Annotated in this window: 21 protein-coding genes; 8 read left to right on the forward strand and 13 right to left on the reverse strand. The window is 68.6% G+C overall.

The features are described from left to right. Positions 1–65 precede the first annotated feature (65 nt). The 3 genes from NNI01S_RS01530 to NNI01S_RS01540 all read right to left on the reverse strand — a co-directional run bounded on the left by NNI01S_RS01530 (position 66) and on the right by NNI01S_RS01540 (position 3,793). Positions 66–2,129: a PhoX family protein gene (locus NNI01S_RS01530; RefSeq protein ID WP_063016673.1), complete on the reverse strand. Its 2,064-nt coding sequence runs from the start codon at positions 2,127–2,129 to the stop codon at positions 66–68. 233 nt (positions 2,130–2,362) lie between these two features. Continuing rightward, positions 2,363–3,163, reverse strand: coding sequence for a hypothetical protein (locus NNI01S_RS01535; RefSeq protein WP_063016675.1), 801 nt, complete (start codon positions 3,161–3,163; stop codon positions 2,363–2,365). A 99-nt stretch (positions 3,164–3,262) separates the two neighbouring features. After that, positions 3,263–3,793 carry a lipoprotein LpqH gene (locus NNI01S_RS01540; protein ID WP_063016677.1) on the reverse strand — a complete coding sequence of 177 codons (531 nt, stop codon included), beginning with the start codon at positions 3,791–3,793 and terminating at the stop codon, positions 3,263–3,265. A 375-nt stretch (positions 3,794–4,168) separates the two neighbouring features. On the opposite strand from NNI01S_RS01540, the gene NNI01S_RS01545 reads away from it, so the two are divergent. Further along, positions 4,169–4,390, forward strand: a complete 222-nt coding sequence (locus NNI01S_RS01545; protein WP_063016679.1) for a hypothetical protein — start codon at positions 4,169–4,171, stop codon at positions 4,388–4,390. A 404-nt stretch (positions 4,391–4,794) separates the two neighbouring features. On the opposite strand, the gene NNI01S_RS01550 is transcribed toward NNI01S_RS01545, so the two are convergent. Beyond that, complete coding sequence (locus tag NNI01S_RS01550) at positions 4,795–5,268, reverse strand: MDR/zinc-dependent alcohol dehydrogenase-like family protein (RefSeq protein WP_245675933.1); 474 nt, start codon at positions 5,266–5,268, stop codon at positions 4,795–4,797. Between NNI01S_RS01550 and NNI01S_RS01555 the strand changes: the two genes are divergently transcribed. After that, the gene (locus NNI01S_RS01555) at positions 5,251–5,490 is read left to right on the forward strand and encodes an LmrA/YxaF family transcription factor (RefSeq protein WP_169812911.1); all 240 of its coding nucleotides are present in this window, start codon (positions 5,251–5,253) and stop codon (positions 5,488–5,490) included. The genes NNI01S_RS01550 and NNI01S_RS01555 overlap by 18 nt on opposite strands. 190 nt (positions 5,491–5,680) lie before the next feature. Beyond that, the gene (locus NNI01S_RS01560) at positions 5,681–6,340 is read left to right on the forward strand and encodes a GAP family protein (protein ID WP_063016683.1); all 660 of its coding nucleotides are present in this window, start codon (positions 5,681–5,683) and stop codon (positions 6,338–6,340) included. A 106-nt stretch (positions 6,341–6,446) separates the two neighbouring features. Here the strand turns inward: NNI01S_RS01560 and NNI01S_RS01565 are convergent, their stop codons facing one another. The 3 genes from NNI01S_RS01565 to NNI01S_RS01575 form a co-directional block, all read right to left on the reverse strand. Beyond that, positions 6,447–6,884, reverse strand: coding sequence for a DoxX family protein (locus NNI01S_RS01565; protein WP_063016685.1), 438 nt, complete (start codon positions 6,882–6,884; stop codon positions 6,447–6,449). A gap of 202 nt (positions 6,885–7,086) precedes the next feature. Then, a complete protein-coding gene (locus NNI01S_RS01570; RefSeq protein WP_063016687.1) occupies positions 7,087–7,824 on the reverse strand; it encodes an alpha/beta hydrolase in 738 nt (245 codons plus the stop codon). A 201-nt stretch (positions 7,825–8,025) separates the two neighbouring features. After that, positions 8,026–8,637, reverse strand: a complete 612-nt coding sequence (locus NNI01S_RS01575) for a DUF8020 domain-containing protein (protein WP_063016689.1) — start codon at positions 8,635–8,637, stop codon at positions 8,026–8,028. A gap of 235 nt (positions 8,638–8,872) precedes the next feature. Here NNI01S_RS01575 and NNI01S_RS01580 point away from each other — a divergent pair, with 235 nt between their 5' ends. The 5 genes from NNI01S_RS01580 (at position 8,873) to NNI01S_RS01600 (ending at position 14,498) form a co-directional block, all read left to right on the forward strand. Further along, entirely contained in the window at positions 8,873–10,231 is a 1,359-nt protein-coding gene (locus NNI01S_RS01580) for a hypothetical protein (RefSeq protein ID WP_063016691.1), read from the forward strand. Further along, positions 10,231–11,250 carry a hypothetical protein gene (locus NNI01S_RS01585; RefSeq protein WP_063016693.1) on the forward strand — a complete coding sequence of 340 codons (1,020 nt, stop codon included), beginning with the start codon at positions 10,231–10,233 and terminating at the stop codon, positions 11,248–11,250. The genes NNI01S_RS01580 and NNI01S_RS01585 overlap by 1 nt, the downstream gene beginning before the upstream one ends. Before the next feature lies 1 nt (position 11,251). Beyond that, positions 11,252–12,778 (forward strand): tetratricopeptide repeat protein, encoded by a 1,527-nt coding sequence (locus NNI01S_RS01590; protein ID WP_063016695.1) that lies wholly within the window; start codon positions 11,252–11,254, stop codon positions 12,776–12,778. Then, positions 12,775–14,031, forward strand: coding sequence for a CHAT domain-containing protein (locus NNI01S_RS01595; protein ID WP_063016697.1), 1,257 nt, complete (start codon positions 12,775–12,777; stop codon positions 14,029–14,031). The genes NNI01S_RS01590 and NNI01S_RS01595 overlap by 4 nt, the downstream gene beginning before the upstream one ends. 218 nt (positions 14,032–14,249) lie before the next feature. Beyond that, positions 14,250–14,498, forward strand: coding sequence for a hypothetical protein (locus NNI01S_RS01600; protein WP_063016699.1), 249 nt, complete (start codon positions 14,250–14,252; stop codon positions 14,496–14,498). Positions 14,499–14,525: 27 nt separating this feature from the next. Here the strand turns inward: NNI01S_RS01600 and NNI01S_RS01605 are convergent, their stop codons facing one another. The 6 genes from NNI01S_RS01605 to NNI01S_RS01630 all read right to left on the reverse strand — a co-directional run bounded on the left by NNI01S_RS01605 (position 14,526) and on the right by NNI01S_RS01630 (position 19,760). Further along, positions 14,526–14,930: a nitroreductase family deazaflavin-dependent oxidoreductase gene (locus NNI01S_RS01605; protein WP_063016836.1), complete on the reverse strand. Its 405-nt coding sequence runs from the start codon at positions 14,928–14,930 to the stop codon at positions 14,526–14,528. A gap of 95 nt (positions 14,931–15,025) precedes the next feature. Continuing rightward, positions 15,026–15,865 (reverse strand): alpha/beta fold hydrolase, encoded by an 840-nt coding sequence (locus NNI01S_RS01610; protein WP_063016701.1) that lies wholly within the window; start codon positions 15,863–15,865, stop codon positions 15,026–15,028. 33 nt (positions 15,866–15,898) lie between these two features. Continuing rightward, positions 15,899–16,195, reverse strand: a complete 297-nt coding sequence (locus tag NNI01S_RS33175) for a hypothetical protein (protein WP_084488355.1) — start codon at positions 16,193–16,195, stop codon at positions 15,899–15,901. Between the two features lie 98 nt (positions 16,196–16,293). Then, positions 16,294–17,019: an amino acid ABC transporter ATP-binding protein gene (locus tag NNI01S_RS01620; protein WP_063016705.1), complete on the reverse strand. Its 726-nt coding sequence runs from the start codon at positions 17,017–17,019 to the stop codon at positions 16,294–16,296. Continuing rightward, positions 17,020–18,816 (reverse strand): ABC transporter substrate-binding protein/permease, encoded by a 1,797-nt coding sequence (locus NNI01S_RS01625; RefSeq protein WP_063016707.1) that lies wholly within the window; start codon positions 18,814–18,816, stop codon positions 17,020–17,022. It abuts the gene before it with no gap. 149 nt (positions 18,817–18,965) lie between these two features. After that, positions 18,966–19,760, reverse strand: coding sequence for an LLM class F420-dependent oxidoreductase (locus tag NNI01S_RS01630; protein ID WP_063016709.1), 795 nt, complete (start codon positions 19,758–19,760; stop codon positions 18,966–18,968). Positions 19,761–19,782: the final 22 nt, after the last annotated feature.

Genomic DNA, 19,782 nt, shown 5'->3' on the forward strand with positions numbered 1-19,782 from the left:
GAAAAGCCGCGGAGGGTGGTCGGCCGTGGTTGCAGGGGGCCGGTGGGGCGCCGCGGCTGTGGTCGTCAGACGCCGATGCGGCCGCCGTTCTTCTTCCAGACTGCCACGACCGACGGGCGCGGCTGGGCCGTGCCGCCGTCGGGCCAGTGCGACAACGGGTTGTCGGGTGTGGCGTCGTCGGCTTCACCCGGGTGCTGCACGCAGACCATGACCCGCGCCTCGCCGACCACCGGGCCACAGGTCTCCGCGCCGCGCGGGACGGTGAGGAACTGCTTGGTCTGGCCGCGATTCGGGCCGTCGAGCACCACGGAGAACAATCCGTCGTTCGACTTCGACGCGTTGCCGTCGGTGGAGATCCACAGGTTGCCGTACGGGTCGAAGGCCAGGTTGTCCGGGCAGGAGATCGGGCTCACCTCGGACTTGTCGTATCCGGCGTAATAGGTGTCGGCCGCCGCGGGATCACCGCAGACCAGCAGCAGCGACCAGGTGAACGTGGTGCCGGTGTGGTTGTCGTCGATCTCCAGGATCTGGCCGTTCTTGTTCAGCTTGCGCGGGTTCGCCTCGTCCGGGCCCTGCTTGCCTTCCGCGCCGCGGTTGTCGTTGTTGGTCAGCGCCACGTACACCTTGCCGGTGTAAGGGTTGGCCTCGAAGTCCTCCGGGCGGTCCATCTTGGTGGCGCCGACCTTGTCGGCGGCCATGCGGGTGAACACCGCCACCTCTTCCGCGCTCATGCCGTCGACCAGCGACTTGCCCTTGCCGTCCGCGCCGGTCTCCAGCAGCGGGATCCACTGGCCGGTACCGGTGAAACCCTTGTCCGACGGCTTCGCGCCGGTGCCGTCGATCTTGTCCGCGTGATCACCGGTGAGTTTGGCGACGTACAGGGTGCCCGCGTCCAGAATGGTCAGGTTGTGCCGCATGCTGGCCGCGCCGGTGCCCGACTGGATCTTGCGCGAGGACACGAACTTGTACATGTAGTCGAACTTCTCGTCGTCACCGGTGTAGGAGACGACGTCGCCGTTCTCGGTGACGTAGATGGTCGCGCCCTCGTGCTTGAGCCGTCCCATCGCGGTGTGCTTGATCGGCGTCGAGGTCGGGTCCCACGGATCCACCTCGACGACGTAACCGAAGCGGTTGGCCTCGTTGGGTTCCTGCGCCAAATCGAAGCGCTTGTCGGCGCGCTCCCACTGGTTGGCGGTCTTGCCCGCGGAGAAGCCGTAGCGCTTCAGCCGGGCCGCGGCGGCAGACTCGGTCACCTTGTCGCCGTTGGCGAAGTAGCCGTTGAAGTTCTCCTCACCGGACAGCACGGTGCCCCACGGCGTCAGGCCGCCGGAGCAGTTGGCGAAGGTGCCGAGCACCTTGGTGCCGGTGGGATCGGCCGAGGTCTTCACGAACTCGCTGCCCGCGGCGGGACCGGTCAGCTCGAACTCAGTGGTCGCGGTGATCCTGCGGTTGTACTTGCCGAAGGCGGGAACCAGCTTGCCCGAACCGGATTCACCCTTGACCTCGACCACGGACAAGCCGTGGGCGGCCATGGTGATCGCGATCTGCTCGTCGGTCGGCGCGTCCTTGTTGTAGCCACGGAACATGTGCGGGCTGGTGGTGTACTCGTGATTGACCACCAGCAAGTAGCCGTTCGCCTGACCCTCGATCGGCAGCAGGGCGGCGAAGTCGTTGTTGTAGCCGAACTGCTCGGCCTGCGCGGCGGCGGTTTGCTTGTCGAAGTCGAAGGCGGGCGCGCCCGGGAACAGCGGATCGCCCCAGCGGATCACCACGGACTGCTCGTAGCCGTCCGGGATCACCACGGCGTCTTCCTTGTTCGGTGCGACGGCGGTGAAATCGGTTCCGGTTCCGGGCGGCCCGGCGGGCGAGGCCGACACCGCGGGCTTCGGCTCGTCGTCACCGCAGGCCGCGAGCACGCTGCCCGCGCCGACCGCGAGCACCGCGGCCGCGCCGCCCTTGATCAGTCCGCGCCGGTTCAGCGAGCTGACAATGTCACCGAAGTAGGCGCCCGCGGAAGTGTTCGGCGTCTCGTGGAAGCACGCGTTCGCGCACTTGTACTCACAGGTGACGGCAGCGCGTGACGACTGTCCGTCGTGCTTCACGAAAAGGGCGAGTGGCTGAAGACTCACGGTGACTCCTGGGTTGGGCCGATGGCCGCACGGTAAACCATCCGGACAATCCGGAAGGGACGGCAAAGTGAACAACCGCCCAATTAGGTAACCCTCAAATTGCCGGACCGCCAGACCTGGGAACAAACGAATGCCGCGCCGATTCGATGATCTCGAATCGACGCGGCATTTGTCTCTGCAAGCGGTTGCCTCGGTTCCTTCCGGCCCGGCGCGAAGTTCGTCCGGCTCACCCATCAGGCGTTCACCGGAAGGGCGATGACGACCTCGCTCTCGTTCTCGGGCAGGTAGTGCGCCCGCAGGATGCGGCCCACCTGCACTTGGGCGACACTGGCGGGTGCGAGGAACTTCGTCACCCGGGTCGCGAAGCTCGACCCGTCGGGCCGGGTGACGACCAGGCCGAGTTCGACCTCGGAGTGACCGTCGCGGATGTTGCCGGTCACCGACAGCGCCTGCACCACCGCCTGGGTGGCGATGCCGCGCTCGGCGATGTCGAGCTTGTGCCGGGTGGTGATGCCCTTGCGGATCAGGGACTCGTTCATCGCGTGCTGCGCGGCGGAGGCGTCGCCGGACAGGTCGACCTCGACCCGGTCGGTGCGGCCGGGCAGGTAGCGCACCGGAAGCACCACTCCGGCGCGCAGCAGGGCCAGTTCGGTGAGCGGCACGATCATCTTCGCCGAGGAGTGGAAGGTCTTGCCGTCCGCGCCCTCGACGCTGAACTCGACGTGGACCTGCGGCTGGTCGTTGACGGTGACCCCGGTCTGCCGCACCGATCGGACAGTGCCGAGGCCGGTGAGCCCGCCGCGGAACTCCGCGCTGTTGCGTCCGGTCAAGGCGCTGACGATCCCTTCGCCGGTGAACGCGAAGACCATGGGGACCAGGGTGAGCGCGATGATCGGCAGCGCCATCTCGAAGCCGAGCCAGCCCATTCCGGCGGGCTCCCATTCGCTGGCCGGGACGTAGGTGACGGCGTGGTAGACGTAGTAGCCGATCGCGACGGCGGCGAGGGCGAGGGCGAGCAGACGGAACTTGTTCATGACTTTTCCTTTTCGGTGTCGAAGATTCGGGTTCGCCACGCCCCGTCATCCCTGAGGTTCGAGCGGGATGACGGGGCGGACCGGGGAAACACGCTGCGATCAGGCGCCGACGATGGACGAGCAGGCGAAGGTGATGTCGAACTTCGACGTCTTCGGGCCGGCCAGCGGGTTGGTCAGGTCGGGCGCGCCCACGCCCTCGCCGGTGACCTTGAAGGTGTTGCCGTCCTTCACCACCGTGGCGGAGCCGCCCGGCATGCCGTTGCCGAAGCCGACCGCGTAGGGCAGGCCGTTGTCGCCGCCTTTGCTGCCCGCGATCCCGACGGCCTGCACGGTGTTGGCGTCGGTGATGGTCGCGCTCACCGAAAGGTTGCCGTAGGCGGAGTTCTCGGTGTCGGTCAGCGCCAGCGCCAGGGTGCCGCCCTGCTTCGCGCAGGTGGTGGTGAACTTCGCGTCGAAGGCCTTGCCATCGACGGAAGCGACCGACTTCCCCGCCGGGGCGGCCGGCTGCGCCGAGGACGGAGCGGGCGCGGCGGGCGAGCTCCCCTTGCTGTCCCCGCATCCGGTGAGCACCGCGACGGCGGCGGTGGCGGCGAAAGCGGCAGCTGCGATGCGGAGCGAAGTGGTGTTCATGGTCTGCGTCCTTGTCGTTCGAGGGGCGGCGCCCCTGGTTCTGTTTCTCCGGCCTCCTGTCGGGCCGTTGAGAAAAAGGTAGGAACGATTCGCGCCCTACCGATCCCAGGTTTTCCGCATTTACGCAGGTAGACGCCGTGCGACTAGAGCGATCAGGACCGGCTCAGGTCCTCGAACGCGCCGACACCCTGACATCCGAACTCAGCCTGCACCGGATCCGGTCCGCGGTTCGAGCAGTACGACGAAGATGAACTCGACGAGGACGAAGACAAACGCCGCTTTTACCGCCCTGCGGCGACCTCGACCTTCTCGCAATGGACCCGGCTACGGCATCGCCCGGCTGGATCGCGCACTGGAGGTACGGCCGGTAGCGCAATGATGCCCACGCTCATCGCCTTCGGAGTCGTCTTGTGGCTCGCGCTCTGCTTCGTCGTGACCACGGCCACCCTCGAGTACCGCGTCACCCGTGCGGAAAAGCTCTATCTGGCGTCGGCCGCGAGCCCATCGCTTCCATCCGACGTCGAAATAGAGCATCTATGTGACCTCACCGAGCCGCGCCGCGATCCGTGGGTGCGCGCGGAACCGGTTCCGGCGTAACCGCTGCCGCTTCGCCTGAAGCGTGGCGGCCATACGCACATAACTCCGCAAGTTCTGTCGCGGCTCCGCGCCGCCTTCTCGTGGGAGGTGTTCGACAAAATGGCCACCAACGGCGATGCCGAGGCCGACTCGAGCGGGCCGTGCTACGACACCGACGTCCTCGCCCGGACACTTTCGTAGTCGGACCACAACAACCCGAACTGGCCGATGCAGAGTTACGAGACGGCCTACCACCATCACCAGGATTGCCCACCCATGAGTGGCACATGGTGGAGGGGCTTCCCGGGTTTTGCCGCAACCATGTGCCACTCGCAGCCGGCCGGTTCAGCCGTAGCGGAGACTGTCGGGCACTGCTATGTAGCGGCGTGCTCGGGTGGCCATCAGATGGGCGTGATGCAGGTTGATCACTGCGCGGCTCCTTCCGCCGCGGCGGCGTGCACCGGTCGACGATGCAGGACCAGCTTGGTGGTGTGCGCGGTGTACGCCTCGGGGGCGTCCTCCCAATCGGCCGTGAGGGTGGTCACCTGTTCGGCGGGGAAATCATGCTCGGCAATGAAATTCAGGAGCTCCGGCAGGACCGGCCGCACATGAGAGACCCCGATCTGCAAGGTGGCGTCGTTCGCGTACATATGCATCAGGGGGACCTTGGTGCCAACCGGGAGGTAGTAGCCGACGGGCCGGCAGAACCCGCCCGGCGCAAGCGACCGCAGCGCGGCGTCGACTCCTGCGGCCGAAGAGGTGCCTTCCACGGCGCTGTCGTAGTCGCGGCGCGGAATGTCGGTGAGCCGCCGATTACCCTTCGCGGCAGCGGAGTGCACTGTGGCGCCGAGATTTTCGGCGATCTCCAGGCGCTCGCGCCGATGATCGACGTAGTCCACGACCTCCGCTCCCAATGGACCGACCTGCTCACTGTGGCGCTGCGCGAACACGGAGCCGACCAGGCCGACGCCGAGCAGACCGCCACGCTGATCGTCGCCGCGTTAGAAGGAAGCGTGGCCATATGCCGCGTCGAACGCAGCACGCGGGCACTGGACCGTATCAGTGCGAAGCTCGAGAACATCGTCTCGGAAACGATCACACGGACCGATCGCGGACACTGATTGCCCACCGGACGGTCCATCCGCACATTGCGATCCCACACCGGCGTGCAGAGGGAGGCGCCCCCCTCATCCTTCCCGGGTGAATCATCCCGCGGACTCCGGTCAGAGCACAGGGCGGCATCTACGACACCACAGCTCGACACCCTTTGAACAGCGTGGTAGCCGGGCCCGCTGCCCTAGGGTTCAGAAGATGGGCGCTGTCCTGGGTGATCTGTTGCCTCTCGCGGTCGGTGTCGCGATCTCACCGATCCCGATCATCGCGGCGATCCTGATGATTCTGTCGGCCCACGCGGGCGGCGCCGGTCGCGGGTTCGCACTGGGCTGGGTCGTCGGCATCCTCGCGGCGACGACGCTCGTGACGCTGCTGTCCGGGCCGCTGGGCGGTTCGGCCGATCGGCAACCCTCGGTGGCGGGCGCATGGGTGAAGATCGCGCTCGGGATACTGCTGCTCGGGCTGGCCGCGGCACAGTGGCGGTCGCGCACCGACACCGACGTACCCGGGTGGATGCGCGCGGTCGACCGATTGACCGTCACCAAGGCCACCGGGCTGGGGATCTTGTTGTCCGCGGTGAATCCGAAGAATCTGCTGCTGTGCCTGTCCGCGGGCGTGATCATCGGCTCCAGCAGCACCAGCGGCGGCGGCCAGGTCCTCGCCGTCGCCATGTTCACTCTGCTCGCCGCCTCCAGTGTGCTGGCCGTGATTCTCGGCTACACCCTCGCCGCCGACCGGCTACGCACCCCGCTCGAACGCCTCCGCGATCGGCTGCAGAACAACAGCCACCTCGTATTGGCCATCGTGCTGCTCATCATGGGCACGGTAGTACTCGGCAAAGGTCTCCGGGGCCTCTGACGAAATCATCATCGATCGCCGCCAACCCGACGGGCGATCGATGCGAGAACGCCCGACCGGCGATCGGTGGGCAGGCCACCGATCGCCGGTCGGGCTTATGGATTCGTCATCGGGAGAGCGAGTTGCGCAGGTCGGTGATGGTGGCGCGGCGCTCGTAGGCGATCCAGGCGAAGATCGCGGCGAGCACCAGCGGGAAGATCGCCATCGCGGGCTTGTCGGCGATGAAAGCCTGCGTCCCGGCGGCGAGCACAGTGAGAACGGACAGACCCGCGGCAGCCAGCGCGCTGAGCCGCGGCACCATCAGGCCGATACCGCCCGCGACCTCCACCACGCCGATGAAGATGAGCAGCCCGAAGGGGATGGTCAGATTCTCGGGGGCGTTATCGGTCAAGGTATTCGGTATCACGAGCTTCGGCCCGCCGGAGGCGATGATGAAGAACAGGCCGAGCAGGATCTGCAGGGTCCACAGGACGCGGTTGCGGACCTTGCCGGGACCGTCGGTGACGTCGGCGGAGAAGTCGGCGGTGGGATTGGCGCTGGTCATTTCTGGTCCTTCTGGTCGGTCGCGCCGGGTTGGTAGCGCGTTCAACAGATAGGACGGAGCACCGTCGGAGAACTCATCGCTGTCCGCGAAGATTTTTTCGAGACGGGCGCGGCTACCGCCATCGAGGAGGGCCGGGGCCTGTTCCTCGATGACGGCGTTCTGGCCGACGACTGCTATCGTCGCCCGGCCTGACGGCCCGGCCTCACTTCAGGTGCCTGGCGAAGAACCGGTTCCCCGCGTCTGCTTCGAACTGCGGGACGCCGGTGTGGCCGCCCATATTGGCGTGCAGGGTCTTCTCCTTGGAGCCGAAGGCGTCGAACAGGTCCAGGGCCATCTGCCGGTCGTTTCCTTCGTCGTCCCACTGCAGCAGGACCTGCAGCGGAATGGTGACCTGCCTGGCCTCCTCGAACATGGAGCGGGGCACGTAACTTCCGGCGTACAGCAGGGCGGCCGAGATGCGCGGTTCGACCAGCGCCAGCCGGAGGCCGAGGGATATCAAGCCTCCCGAATACCCGACCGGGCCGCCGATCTCGGGCAGCGAAAGGACGGCGTCCAAGGCGGCCTGCCATTCCGGGACCGCCCTATCGACCAGCGGGAGGACGAGCCGGGCGACGATCTCGTCGTCGACCGGCTCGCCGGCCGTCACCGCCCGGCGCAGGTCGGCGCGGGCCTGGTCGGCAGCGGCCGAACGGGGCCGGTCACCGCTGCCGGGGAGCTCGATGGTGGCCGCGGCGAAGCCCTCCGCCGCGGAGTGCCGGGCCCGGCCCACCAGTCGGGGGTACATCTGGCGCAGTCCGCCGGGGTGGCCGACGAGAATCAGCGGCGCCGGTGCGGATGGGGATGCGGATCCGGGCGTCCACAGGATGCCGGGGATATCGCCGAGGGTGAATTCGCGCTCGCGGACACCGTCGTCGAAGCGCTGTTCAGAAGTGAATTGCACGGGTCGTGCCTTTCGGGAGTGCTCTTGAACGGCGCTCCCGGACGACCTACCGCCCGACCGTGACCCCGGAGGGGAGCACCCATGTCGATACTGCGTTCACGGGTACCACCTCCTCGGTCTCTTGCACGGCCTCCGAAAAATAGCAGTGGTCGATGTGGTCCGCCAACAGGTTTCGCGGAGGCTCCGTAACCGGCCGCTATCTCACCTGCCCTGGTTGGCGATGAATGCCTGTACGGCGTCGAGGAACTCCGGGCCGCCCATGGCGTACCCGCCGATGGTTGCACCGATCAGTGCACCCACGGGGATGCTGACCCCCCATATCAGGATCACGCACGCCCCGAGGAGGCCACCGACGATGGCACCGCCGACGACGCCGGGCAGATTCTTGTTGATCTGCTCCTTGAGCCGGTCGTAGGAGCTGATGTCCTTCAGTGGCGTGATTTCTTCCGCCGTCGGGGTCGGTGTCAGCGTCAGGGTGCGGCCGTCCGCGGCGATGTGCTGCGCGAGCGCGATCGAACGCCCGGCGACGGCGAACTGTTGCGGCACTTCCGTCACCGACGCTCCATCGCCGGACTCGAGCACCACCGCACCGTTCTGCGCGATCTCGAACCTGCCACTCTCGACCGTGGCGATGACGACTCCGTCGACTGGAGAAACGGTGATCTGGTAGTCGACCCCGTGATCCACGCCCGAGATCGTGTTCCCAGCGGTCGACTGCTCCGTCATGGTCGGCTCTGCATGGGCGGTTGCCGCTGTGATCCCCACGGCCGAGATGACCATGAGAACGGCGGCAGTGATTCTGTCGAACTTCATTCTTCGAATCCCTCCACTCAGCTGCCCCTGATGGGCGGACCGAGTCCGACCTTAGGCGTCGACGTCGATGGTGTGCGGTACGCCACACAGGGCCCGCGTCGGCCAATAGTCACCCACGTGTCGAGGACCGCAGAATCTGCGCGAATGAGCCCGAAGAATCCGCCATCAGCGGGCCGTGAACCCGCCGGGACGAAGTCGAGGCCAATACACTCAGCCCATGCGACGACCGCGCGCCATGGTGCTCGATGAGGTGTGGCGCAAGCTCGGCGGGGTCGAACCGCTCAGCGGCCCGCACGGAGGTCCGCTGCGCCGCACCGTGAAGCTCGTGCTCGACCCGTTGGTGATCCGGCCCGTGCAGCATCCGCTGTGCGCCGGGCCGATCCTGACGGCGGACGGCGCGGTGTTGCTGGAGGCGCGCATCCAGGCGGCAGCCGATGTGCTACGTGCGACGGCGGCTTGGTTCACGGTGCTCAAGCAGGTGCGGCGGACACTGCGGATCACCGAGGGGCACCCGCAGGATCTGTACTTCCAGCGTTGTTTCGAGCTGGCGACCACCTCGGGAATGCCGGACCCGGCGCGGGCTCGCGCGGTCGCGGAGGACGCGCTGCGTGAGATCCACGAGTACACCGCGGGACGCACCACACAGGCGCTGAAGGAATACCTGACCGACCACACCCGGGAGCGCGAGCTGGCCGCGCTACTCGATCTGGCCTGGCGGCGGCGGCCGCTCACCGGTCCGCCGGGCGGCGACCACGACGCCGAGGTGGATGAACTGCTGGAAGCCTGCGCGGCGGCACGGCTCGGTGAGAACGCCGCCGACGGGCAGCGGATCCTGGATCGGCTGGTCACGGCCCATACCGGTACACACACGGGAATCCGCTTGTGGCAGGAAGCATCCGATCATTCCGCTCAGGAACTGGGGCTCACCGTGCATCCGGCGCCGCCACGCCCCGCGATCGGCTCCTCGGCCTCGAAATCCACCCTCGGGCTCCCGTTCGATCGCACCGTGTACGAGCGGGTGTTCACCGTATTGCAGGCGTCCACCGATCGCGCGGATCTGCCGCCGATCCCCGAGCTGGTCGACGCCGAGATCGCCCGGAGTTGCGCACCGTGGGCGCTGCTGGAGGAGACGCTGCGCCTGACCGCGACGGCGGGAACCGCGCTGGCGACCGGCTTGGCGCCCATCGAGCATCGCAGACCGTCGGCGGGACGGCCGCGTTTGCGTCTGGCCGAAACGAACACCGATACGACGCGATCCACGGCGCATCAGGTGGTCAACAGCCGCTGGCAGCGGGAAGCCTATGTGTTGCAGGCGCGGCGGCTGGTGGTGTCCGCCGAGCCGCCCACAGGTCCGTTGGCCGCCATCGCCGCCGAGCTGATCACGCCGTGGCGGCCGTACCTGCGGCGGCTGTGGGTTCGCCTGCACGGCAGGGATGTCCGGGAATTCGGGATCTACGATCCGGACGAGCTGTGGGATCTGCTCGACGGCGTGGCGCGGTCGGTGATCCTGGACCATCGCACGCGGGTCAAGCGGGCGCTGAGCGTGCGGGCGGGCGCGGGTGAGCCGGACGCGGCGGAATCGAAGGCGAGCTGATGACGACCGTACGCCTCAGGCGTCGAGACGACCTGTGGATCATCGCGCCGGACGACGCTCCGACCGTCGTGGACGACGCGGCCGGGATGGACGTGCTCGTGCTCGAGGTGGCGGGCGGCCACCTGACGTGGAGCCTGCTCAGCGGACAGGCGACCCCGGCGGCCGTGCTCGACGACCTCGCCCTCGCGCAGGAGTGGGTCTGGGCCGTCTACGGCGAGGAGGTCTCCCTCGCCCTCGACGAAACAGCGGCGCACGAAGGCGAATACCGAGCCGAGCCCGCGCTGCCCGATCTGGCCGCGCGCGCCTGGCGGCTCGGCTACGCGCGCTGGGCGGCGCGCTGGTGGCCCGCGTCGACGCTGGACGGCATCGCGCCGCTGGACGAAGGCCTGCTGGACGACGAGATCGCCACGCTGAGCGAGGAATGCGATCTGATCGTCGACGGCGCCGACGCGGCCGTCGAGGAACGGGCTGCGGCCGAGACTCTCGGCCGCGCGGAGGACTACGCGCTGGCCGCCGGACCGGTCGCCGTCGCCGCGCCCGGCGCTCTCGTCTTGGCGCGGGGCACCGCGGGCTGGGACTGGCAGCGATGCCCGCCCGGTCTGCTCGACGCCTCGGAAAGCGCTGTGTCCTGGGAAGTGGTGCGCGCGGCGGAGACCACGCTCGTGCGGGTGAGCGCGGTCGCCGCCCCGCTCTCGCCCGCGGATGTTCCAGCGCACCTGCATCCCCGCGCCGGAATCCGCACTCCGGCCGACGCGGCCGACGTGCCGATGACCCGCGACGGCGACCTCTGGCGGGCCGAGACCACGGCGCCGACCGGCGCGGAAGCGGGCCTGACCGTGCACGTCTACGTGCCCGGCGTCGGCGTGGGCGAGCCGGAGCCGGACGCCGCGGATCGTCGCGCACGGATTCGCGACCTGATCACAGCGCGGCTGCGCCGCACCGACGACGCACCCGGCAACCCCGTGGACGCGCCTTTGCTGGCCGAAATAGCGGCGGCCGCCTCGGATTCGGACTTCTGACATGGCCGAGGAGACGGCGGACGACGGCCGGGAGCTGCTCGCCGCGGGCGCCGCCGCCTACACAAGCGGGGACCCGGCCGAGGCCAAGCGTCTGTTCGAGGACGCCGCCGAGCGCACCACCGGCGACATCCGGCTCGGCGCGATCATCAACGCCGCGAGTATGGCCGACGAACTCGGCGACCACGCCGCCTCGCTCGCCCTGTACCGCTCGGCCTTGGCCGAAATGCCCGAGGACGCTCCGCGATTGCGGCCGAACGCGCTGGTCAACATGTCGCAGGCGCTGCAGCATCTCGGCGAGCTCGACGCGGCACAGGCGGCGCTGGAGCAGGCGCGGGCCTTGCTCGCCGACAACACCGACACCGACCTGGGCGTGCTGCGCGTGGCCTGTCTGCTCTCCCTCACCGCCGTCGCGCTGCATCGCCAGAGCTGGGCCTACGCCGCCGAGCTGGCCACCGAGTCGCTCGCGGCGGCACGCCGTTTCGCACCGCAGCTGGCCGGTCATCCGCTGATGAACCTCGCCGCCACCTACTTCGAGACCGGCCGCCGCGATCTGGCCGTCGATTTCGCGCGGCAGGCGCTCGCCGCGTTCGAGTCGGCGGGCGATCGCAATGCGGTCGCCGAGACCGAACAGAATCTCGCCACCATGCTGGTCCGCCTCGAACGGTACGACGAGGCGGAGGCGCCGCTGCGCTCCAGCCAGGCCTATTTCGAGCGAACCGGGTTGGAGCACCGGGCCGGGATCGGTCTCAAGACCATGGGATTCCTCGCCGAGGGCCGCGGGGATCTGGCGAGCGCGCGGGACTTCTACGACCGGGGCCTGGCGTATTTCGTCGCGTCGGGCGCGGTGCTCGACGCCGCCGACCTGCGCATTCGCTCGGCCACCGTGGCGTTCGCGTCCGGACGGGTCGACGAGTGCGAACAGTTGCTCGCGGCGGCCTTCGCGAGCTATGCCGAACGCGGCCTCGGGCTGCATTGCGCCCAGCTCGATTTCTGGCACGCGACGCTACTGGAAGGCGCGATCGGCGCGGCCGAGTCGCCTTCCGCGGAGTTGCTCGGGCGTGCCGTCGGCATCGCCGTTCCCGCCGCGCTGGCCATCGACGCCGTCCGTCACACCTTGCCGAACGGCACGCAGCGCGAGCAGTGGAACCGGCAGATCGCCGACCCGGCGATGCGGTTGGCGTTCCGCTTCGCCTACCTCTCCGGCAATGGCGTCCTCGTCGCGGATTTGATCGAAACGCAGTGCGCTGGAACTGGTTTGGCGCTGGATCGGACAGAGCGGGTAACCGGCGCCCGGCTTCCGCTGGAATTGCCGGATCCGCCGGAGGATTTCACCGAGCACCCCGGCACCGCCGCCCTGCAATTGGGCGCCGCGCTGGCCGAGGTCGCGGCCGGTGCGGGCCTGCCGGTCGCCCCGCCGCCGCGCCTGGCCCTGGCCGCGGAAGGACGGATCGCGCTCGCGCCGTTCATCGCCGCCGCCGAGCAGCGCTACGGCCGGGTGATCCGCGACGAGCGGGTGCTGACGGTATGACGCGACCGACGGTGCTCGTCCGCATGGCGGACGCGGGAGATGTCTACGTGTCGTGGCGGTGGGTCGACGACAGCGCACCCCGGGGCGCGGGAGTGCTGCCGGAAGACGCGGCGATGCGTGCGGTCGCGCTGCTGGCCGACGCGCTCCCGCGTCCCGCCGAGCCCGGCGGCCTCGAACAGGCCCTCACCACCGGCGCGTTCGCCGACTACGAGCGCGAATACGCCGTGGCGCAGGAACTTTCCCGGGCGCTGCTGCCCTACGGCTTGGCCGCGCAACTCTACGAACTGTGGCAGCGCGGGGTGCGCCCGCATATCCGGCTGCAACCGTCTCCGCGCCTCGCCCAGGTGCCGTGGGAAATCATCGCGCCGGACCGCGACGTCCGGTTGGTCGACATCGCCGACGTCAGCCTGCTCGCCGCAGCGAGCGTGGTGCAAGCGCCGGGACGAATCGCGCGCACATGGACCGAGAGCGCCGCGGACCCGGTCGTCGCGGTCCTGGATCCGCGCGTTCCCGGGTTCCGCGCCGATTCGACGCTGGGCTCGGTGCTCGGCCGGATGACCGCCGAAGCCCCGCTCACCCAACGGGTGGCGGATTATGCCGCGCGCGGTCGATTACAGCCCGCGGTACCGAATCCGGTGGACGCTTTCCGGCGCACCGATGTCGATCGCCACTGGCTCGGCGCCGTCCTGCGCGCGGGCGCGAGCCGTTTGATCTACGTCGGGCACGTCTCCGCCGCCGCACCCGAATCCGGTCGCAGCGAGGACGCCCGGTTGCACCTCGCCTGCACCGCCGACATCGTCGGCTTCGCCGAGCCGGCCCGCACCCACCGGCCGCTCTCGGCCAAAGACCTGCTGCTCGGCACGCACACCCTGGAGGCGGATCCCGTTGCCGGATCCCGGCTGTGGCCGATGCCGAGCCGGGTCGCGCTGATCGCCTGCGAGAGCGGCGGCGACCTACGGTTCAGCGAGGCGCTCGGCCTGACCGCCGCGATGATCACCGGCGGCGCGGAACTGGTCACCGCGGGCCGCTGGGCGCTGCCCACCGATTTCGCCTTCCAGCGCCTCGCGGGTGCGCCCGCGCACGCCCTCCCGCTCCAGGAAGCCGTCTGCGCCATCGACGCCGCGCACGAACAACCCGACCCGGTGATCACCCTCGCCGCATGGCAGCGCGACCGTCTGACCGCATGGCGCGACACCGGCCGGATCGAGCACTCCCCGGTGCTCTGGGCGGCCTTCGCCACCGTGTGCGCCTGAACCGGGCAAACCATGCCCACCGGTCTCCATATACCGGTCTACGTGCAGCGATGCCGAGAGAACGAATCGAAAACGGGTAACGCTACTGATGCGCAAACCGACACTCAGCATCGAACGGGTGGATAAGCTCGAACGCCTCACCCATCACGATTCCCGTTCAGGAGACGTAGTTACCCAGTCGGATGACCGCCTCGACCGGCCTCTGAGGAGCCCACCAAATGCGCTACTACGCCGTCTACGACAACGACGGAAACATCGCCACCATCCTCGGACAACCTGACGACGCGCCGCCCTTGCGCTCCGCCGCCCTGCACCGGGGACAACGGCTCACCGAACTGGCCCTACCGGAAGGGTCCGTCGACCCCGCCGACCCCGACAACTTGTCCGCCCTGCTCGACCTGGTCGCGGACCGGCGAGTCGACGCGACCACCTCCCGCACCCCCTCCGACGCGGGCGCGAGCCGCTGAACCCGGCCGGGCGGCGCTCGCGGGCCGTCACACCCGGGTCAGCGCGACCACCGGGATGACCCGGGCGGTCTGCATCTCGTGTTCGGCGAAGAACGGGTAGGTGTTCTTCAACATCGCCCAGGTGCGGGTCCGGTCGTCACCGGTCAGCGGGGTTGCCGCCGCCGGATAGCTCTCCTCGCCCACCTCGACGGTGACGTGCGGGTCCGCGCGCAGATTCAGGTACCAGTCGGGATGTTTCGGTGCACCGATGTTGGACGCGACGATCAACAGCCGGTCACCGTCGCGGTGGTACATCAGCGGGGTGGTGTACGGGGCGCCGGTTCTGCGGCCGGTCGTGGTCAGCAGGATCAGACGATCGCGTTGCATGCCGTCGATCACGCCGCCCGCGCGGAACTGAGCGATGGTTCGCCGGTTCACTTCCTTGACGTCCACGTTCACCTCCCTCGACCGTGGTGGACGAACCTCAGCTTTCCCCCTGGTAGCGGCCCTGTCCGGGAAACGCCGGGATCGGCGTCCCACCAGCGCATTCAGTCACGGTGGGCGAGCAGGTGCTGGATCAGCAGCCGGGTCAGCGCCTCGGGCGCTTCCTCTGGCACCCAATGCGAGACGTCCTCGAGCATCTCGAACCGGTACGGGCCGGACACGTATTTCCGGGTGACCAGCGCCGCCGTGGGCCCGACGGTCGCGTCCTCGGTGCCCCACACGTACAGGGTGGGTACGCGCGCCGGGCCGACCGGACCCGCGAGGTCCGAGGCGCGATACCAGTTCAGCGCCGCGGTGAGCGCGCCCGGACGCGCCAGTCTGCGCACATACTCCTCGACGCGTCGCTCCGGGATCTTCCACTCGAAGATGCGGCGCAGGGCGGCGCAGTCGTCGGCGAGCAAGGTTCGCTCCGCCGTCCTGGGCTGTCGCAGCGCGGTCAGGTGGTGCGAGCGCTGCGCTTGGTCCTCGTCCTCGGCCATCGCCTGCTGGAGCGCGGCCGGATGCGGATGCGACACCGCGGCGAACGTGCGGACCCGCTGCGGAAGTTCCGCCGCCACCGCCCATCCGACCAGCGCGCCGCAGTCGTGGCCGATCAAGTCGAAGCGGTCCCAGCCCAGCGCGTCGGCCAGGGCGATCACATCGCCGACCAGCTCTTCGAGCCGGTACTCGGCCGCTCGCCCGGGCCGTACGCCCGGGGAATACCCGCGCTGGTCCGGCGCGACGACGTGGCAGCCGCCTCCGCCCAGCACACCGAGCTGGAACTCCCACTCGCGCGCTCCCTGCGGAAACCCGTGCAGTAACAGCACCTCCCGGTCGCCGGGAGCACCGGCGGCCAGCACGTCGAAGGTTCCCGCGGCGGTGCGAATCTCGAGTTCGTCGATCACCCGGCCGACTCTAGAACCCGGTACCGACGCGACTCAGTGCTCGTCGAAGTGGCCGTCGTGAGGGGCGTGGCGGTGGCCGTCGTGCACGTAGTCGACATGATCCCCGTGCTGGACGGCCTCGTGGCCGCAGTTGGGGCCGTGCTGATGCGGATGGTCGCGGCACTCGGTGTGCTCGGACCGCTCGCATTCGTCGTAGTGACCTTCGTGCTCGCGATGCAGATGACCATCGTGGGCGTAATCGATGTGATCGCCGTGCTGGAACGCCGTGTGCCCACAGTCCGGGCCGTGAACATGGTCGTGGGCGGTGTGCTGCGCGTGTGCTGTAGTCATCGAAGTTCCCTCTCTCCTGGCGCGGATAGCTGGAATCGTGATGACAAATACATTAGCAGATGCGCATCAATCGAGATTGCCTCGAGTGTGCTGGAGGGTTAGAGAACCTGGGCGAGGAATCTCTGCAAACGCGGCGTCTGCGCATCGTCGAACAAGGCGTCGGGCGTGCCGGTCTCGACGACCTGCCCGCGGTCCATGAACACCACGCTGTCGGACACGGTGCGGGCGAAACCCATCTCGTGGGTCACCACGACCATCGACATACCGCCCGAGGCGAGGTCGGCCATCAGCGCGAGCACACCCTTCACCAGCTCGGGGTCCAGCGCCGAAGTGGCCTCGTCGAAGAACATGATCTCCGGCCGCATCGCCAGCGCCCGCGCGATGGCGACGCGCTGCTGCTGCCCGCCGGAGAGATTGGCGGGACGGGTATCCGCTTTGTCGGCCAGGCCGACGATCTCCAATTGCTCCACCGCCAGCGCCCGCGCCTCGTCCTTGGACAGACCGCGCAGTTTGCGCGGGCCCAGTGCGACGTTCTCCGCGACCGTCTTGTGCGGGAACAGGTTGAACTGCTGGAACACCATGCCGATGCGCTGCCGCAACCGGTCCGGGTTCTCGGTGAGCACGGACTCGCCGTCCAGCAGCACGTCGCCCTGATCGGGCTCGTAGAGCCGGTTCAGCACGCGCAGCAGGGTCGATTTACCCGACCCGGACGGCCCGATGACGGTGGCGGTCTTGCCCGCGTCCACGTGGATGTCGATCCCGCGCAGCACGTGGTTGTGCCCCAGCGTCAGGTGCAGTCCGGTACCGGTGAGGGAGGCACTCATCTATCCGCGCCCTTCCGTGATCGTGGCCGCCTCCACCTGGTCGATCGGCCGGTCGGGTCGGCCGGTGCGCATCCGGCGGTCGATGTAGTTCACCAGGTGGGTGAGCGGGATGGTCAGGATCAGATAGACCAGCCCGGCGGCCACCAGCGGCGAGAGATTCCCGGTCTGCGCGTTGAGATCGCGGCCGACGGCGAACAGCTCGCGCTGGGTGGCGAGCAGGCCGAGGAAGTAGATCAGCGAGGAATCCTTGATGAGTGCGATGAACTGGTTCATCAGGGCAGGCAGCACCCTTCGCACGCCTTGCGGGATCACCACCAGCGTCATCGACTGGCGGTAACCGAAACCGATGGCGCGCGCCGCCTCCAGCTGCCCGGCCTCGACCGACTGGATGCCGGAGCGGAAGATCTCGCCGATGTAGGCCGAGGCGAGCAACGCCAGCGCCACCGCACCGAGCCAGTAGGGGTTGTTGCCGGTGAGGTTGCGCACCACCGGGCCGACACCCAGACCGATGAGCAGGATGATCACCACGGCGGGCAGGCCGCGGAAGATGTCGGTGTACACCCTCGCCGGCCAGCGCAACCAGCGTGTGCGCGATATCCCGGCGACCGCGAGGAACATGCCGAGGACGGTGCCCAGCGCACCCGAAACCACCGCGAGGATCAGCGTATTGGGCAGACCGGTCTTGAACAGGTCGGGAAAGGCCTTGCGGTACAGCGACCAATCGAAGAACGTGTCCTTCAACTGCTGCACGGTGGATTTCGGCGCGTTCTGCGCGGTCTCGTCCTTCTGCTTGCCCGCGGCGAGCGCGGCGAAGTCCGGCAGCTGCGGCGCGGGGGCGGCTTTCGAGCCCGGCTTCCAGCCCGGCGGCAGCTGGCGGGGCACCCAGTCGGTGTAGAGCTCGGCGTAGGTGCCGTCCGCGATCACCGCGTCCAGGCCGCTGTTGAGCGCGTCGATCAACGGCTGGTTGTTCTTGGCTACCGCGTAGCCGACGAAGTTGTCCAGGCTGAAGGTGTTCTGCGACACCGTCGTTCCGTCGCCCGGCTCGATCGCGCCTTCGGCCTGGGCGGACGGGGCGACCCAGGCGTCCACCTGGCCGGACTTCAGGTTGGCGTAGGCGGTGTTGTAGTCCGGGAACTTCACCGGGTCCAGATGCAGCTGGTTCACCACGAACTCGTCCTGCACGGTGCCCTGCACCACCGCGATCCGGGTGCTCCGGTTCAGGTCGGCGAATCCCTTGACGGCGCTGCCGCTGGGCACCACCAGGGAGAAATAGCCGAAGTCGTAGCCGTTGGTGAAGCCGACCAGCTGGCGGCGCGCGTCAGTGGTGGTGATGTTCGACGAACCCACGTCGAAGCGGCCGCCCGACACCTGGGCGAGCAGCCCGGCGAACTCGGTGCCGGAGAATTCCACCTGGAGGCCGAGCTTGGCGCCGATCGCCTTCAGCAGCTCGTTGTCGAAGCCGGTGAACGCGCCCTGCCGATCGACGCAGATGCTCGGTGGAGCGTCCGACAGCGTGCCCACGCTGAGCTTGCCGGGCGTGATCAAACCGAGCTTCGAGACGTCGATCGAGGTCAGCGGCACGGTGGCCGCGGTGGTGTAGCGGTCGCTGCCCGCGGCAGCCGAGGACGCCAGGTTGGTGGGCGCGGCGGAGGCGGCGGCCAGGCCGGGTGGTGCGCAGAGGTTGCGCTCGGTGGCCGCGTCGTCGGAGCCGGAACCGCACGCCGTCACGCTGAGACCGACGGCAAGCAATATCACGGCGATCAACGCACGAGACCGCACAGCGGGCAGAACAGCCATGACGGACAACCCTAGCCGCGAAAATCTGCTATTCCACAGCTACCCCGAGGTCGCCGGCCCCGGAAGCCGAGCTCGCCCGGCGGTCGAGCTTTCCGATCACCTTGATCCGAAGTCCACCCCGCGCCGCGACAGCGCGCAGGCAATCCGGCTCAGGCCAGTCCGCTGACCGGTTCCGGGTTGACCTCGTCGCGCCACCGCACGGCCTTCGCGACCTCGCTCAGGTCGTAGTCCGGCCCGCTGGCCCCGATCGTGAAGGTGGTCACGCCCGCCTCGACGAATGCGGGCGCCTTCTCCAGCCCCGGCCACTGCACTGAGCGCTCGATGCGCGCCTGGTCGGCGCCGACGGCGGCGCAGTGCTCGGCCAGTACCTTGTTCTTGTGCGCGAGCACGTCCAGGTCGGCGAAGGTGTGCCACATGTCGGCGTACTGCGCGACCAGCCGCAATGTCTTCTTCTCGCCACCGCCGCCGATGAGAATCGGCAGGTCGCGGGTGGGGCGCGGATTGAGTTTCGGCAGCCGGGCGCTGATCCGGGCGAGCGTCTCCTTCAGCAATTCCAGCCTGCTGCCCGCTGTGCCGAATTCGTAGCCGTATTCGTCGTAGTCCTTCTCGAACCAGCCCGCGCCGATGCCGAGGATGAGCCGCCCACCGCTGATGTGGTCGACGGTGCGCGCCATGTCGGCCAGTAGATCCGGATTGCGGTAGCCGCCGCCGGTGACCAGCGCGCCGATCTCCACCCGCTCGGTCTGCTCGGCGAACGCGCCCAGCATCGTCCAGCACTCGAAGTGCGCGCCGTCGGGATCGCCGGTGAGGGGGTAGAAGTGGTCCCAGTTGAAGACGATGTCGACACCGGCGTCCTCGCAGCGCAACACCGCGTCGCGGATGAGCCGGTAGTCCGGCGCGTGCTGCGGCTGTAGCTGAACTCCGATACGCACTGGACGACTCATGGGCACTCTCCTCGTCGCTCGG

The sequence above is a fragment of the Nocardia niwae NBRC 108934 = DSM 45340 genome, from assembly GCF_001613465.1.
Taxonomy (GTDB): domain Bacteria; phylum Actinomycetota; class Actinomycetes; order Mycobacteriales; family Mycobacteriaceae; genus Nocardia; species Nocardia niwae.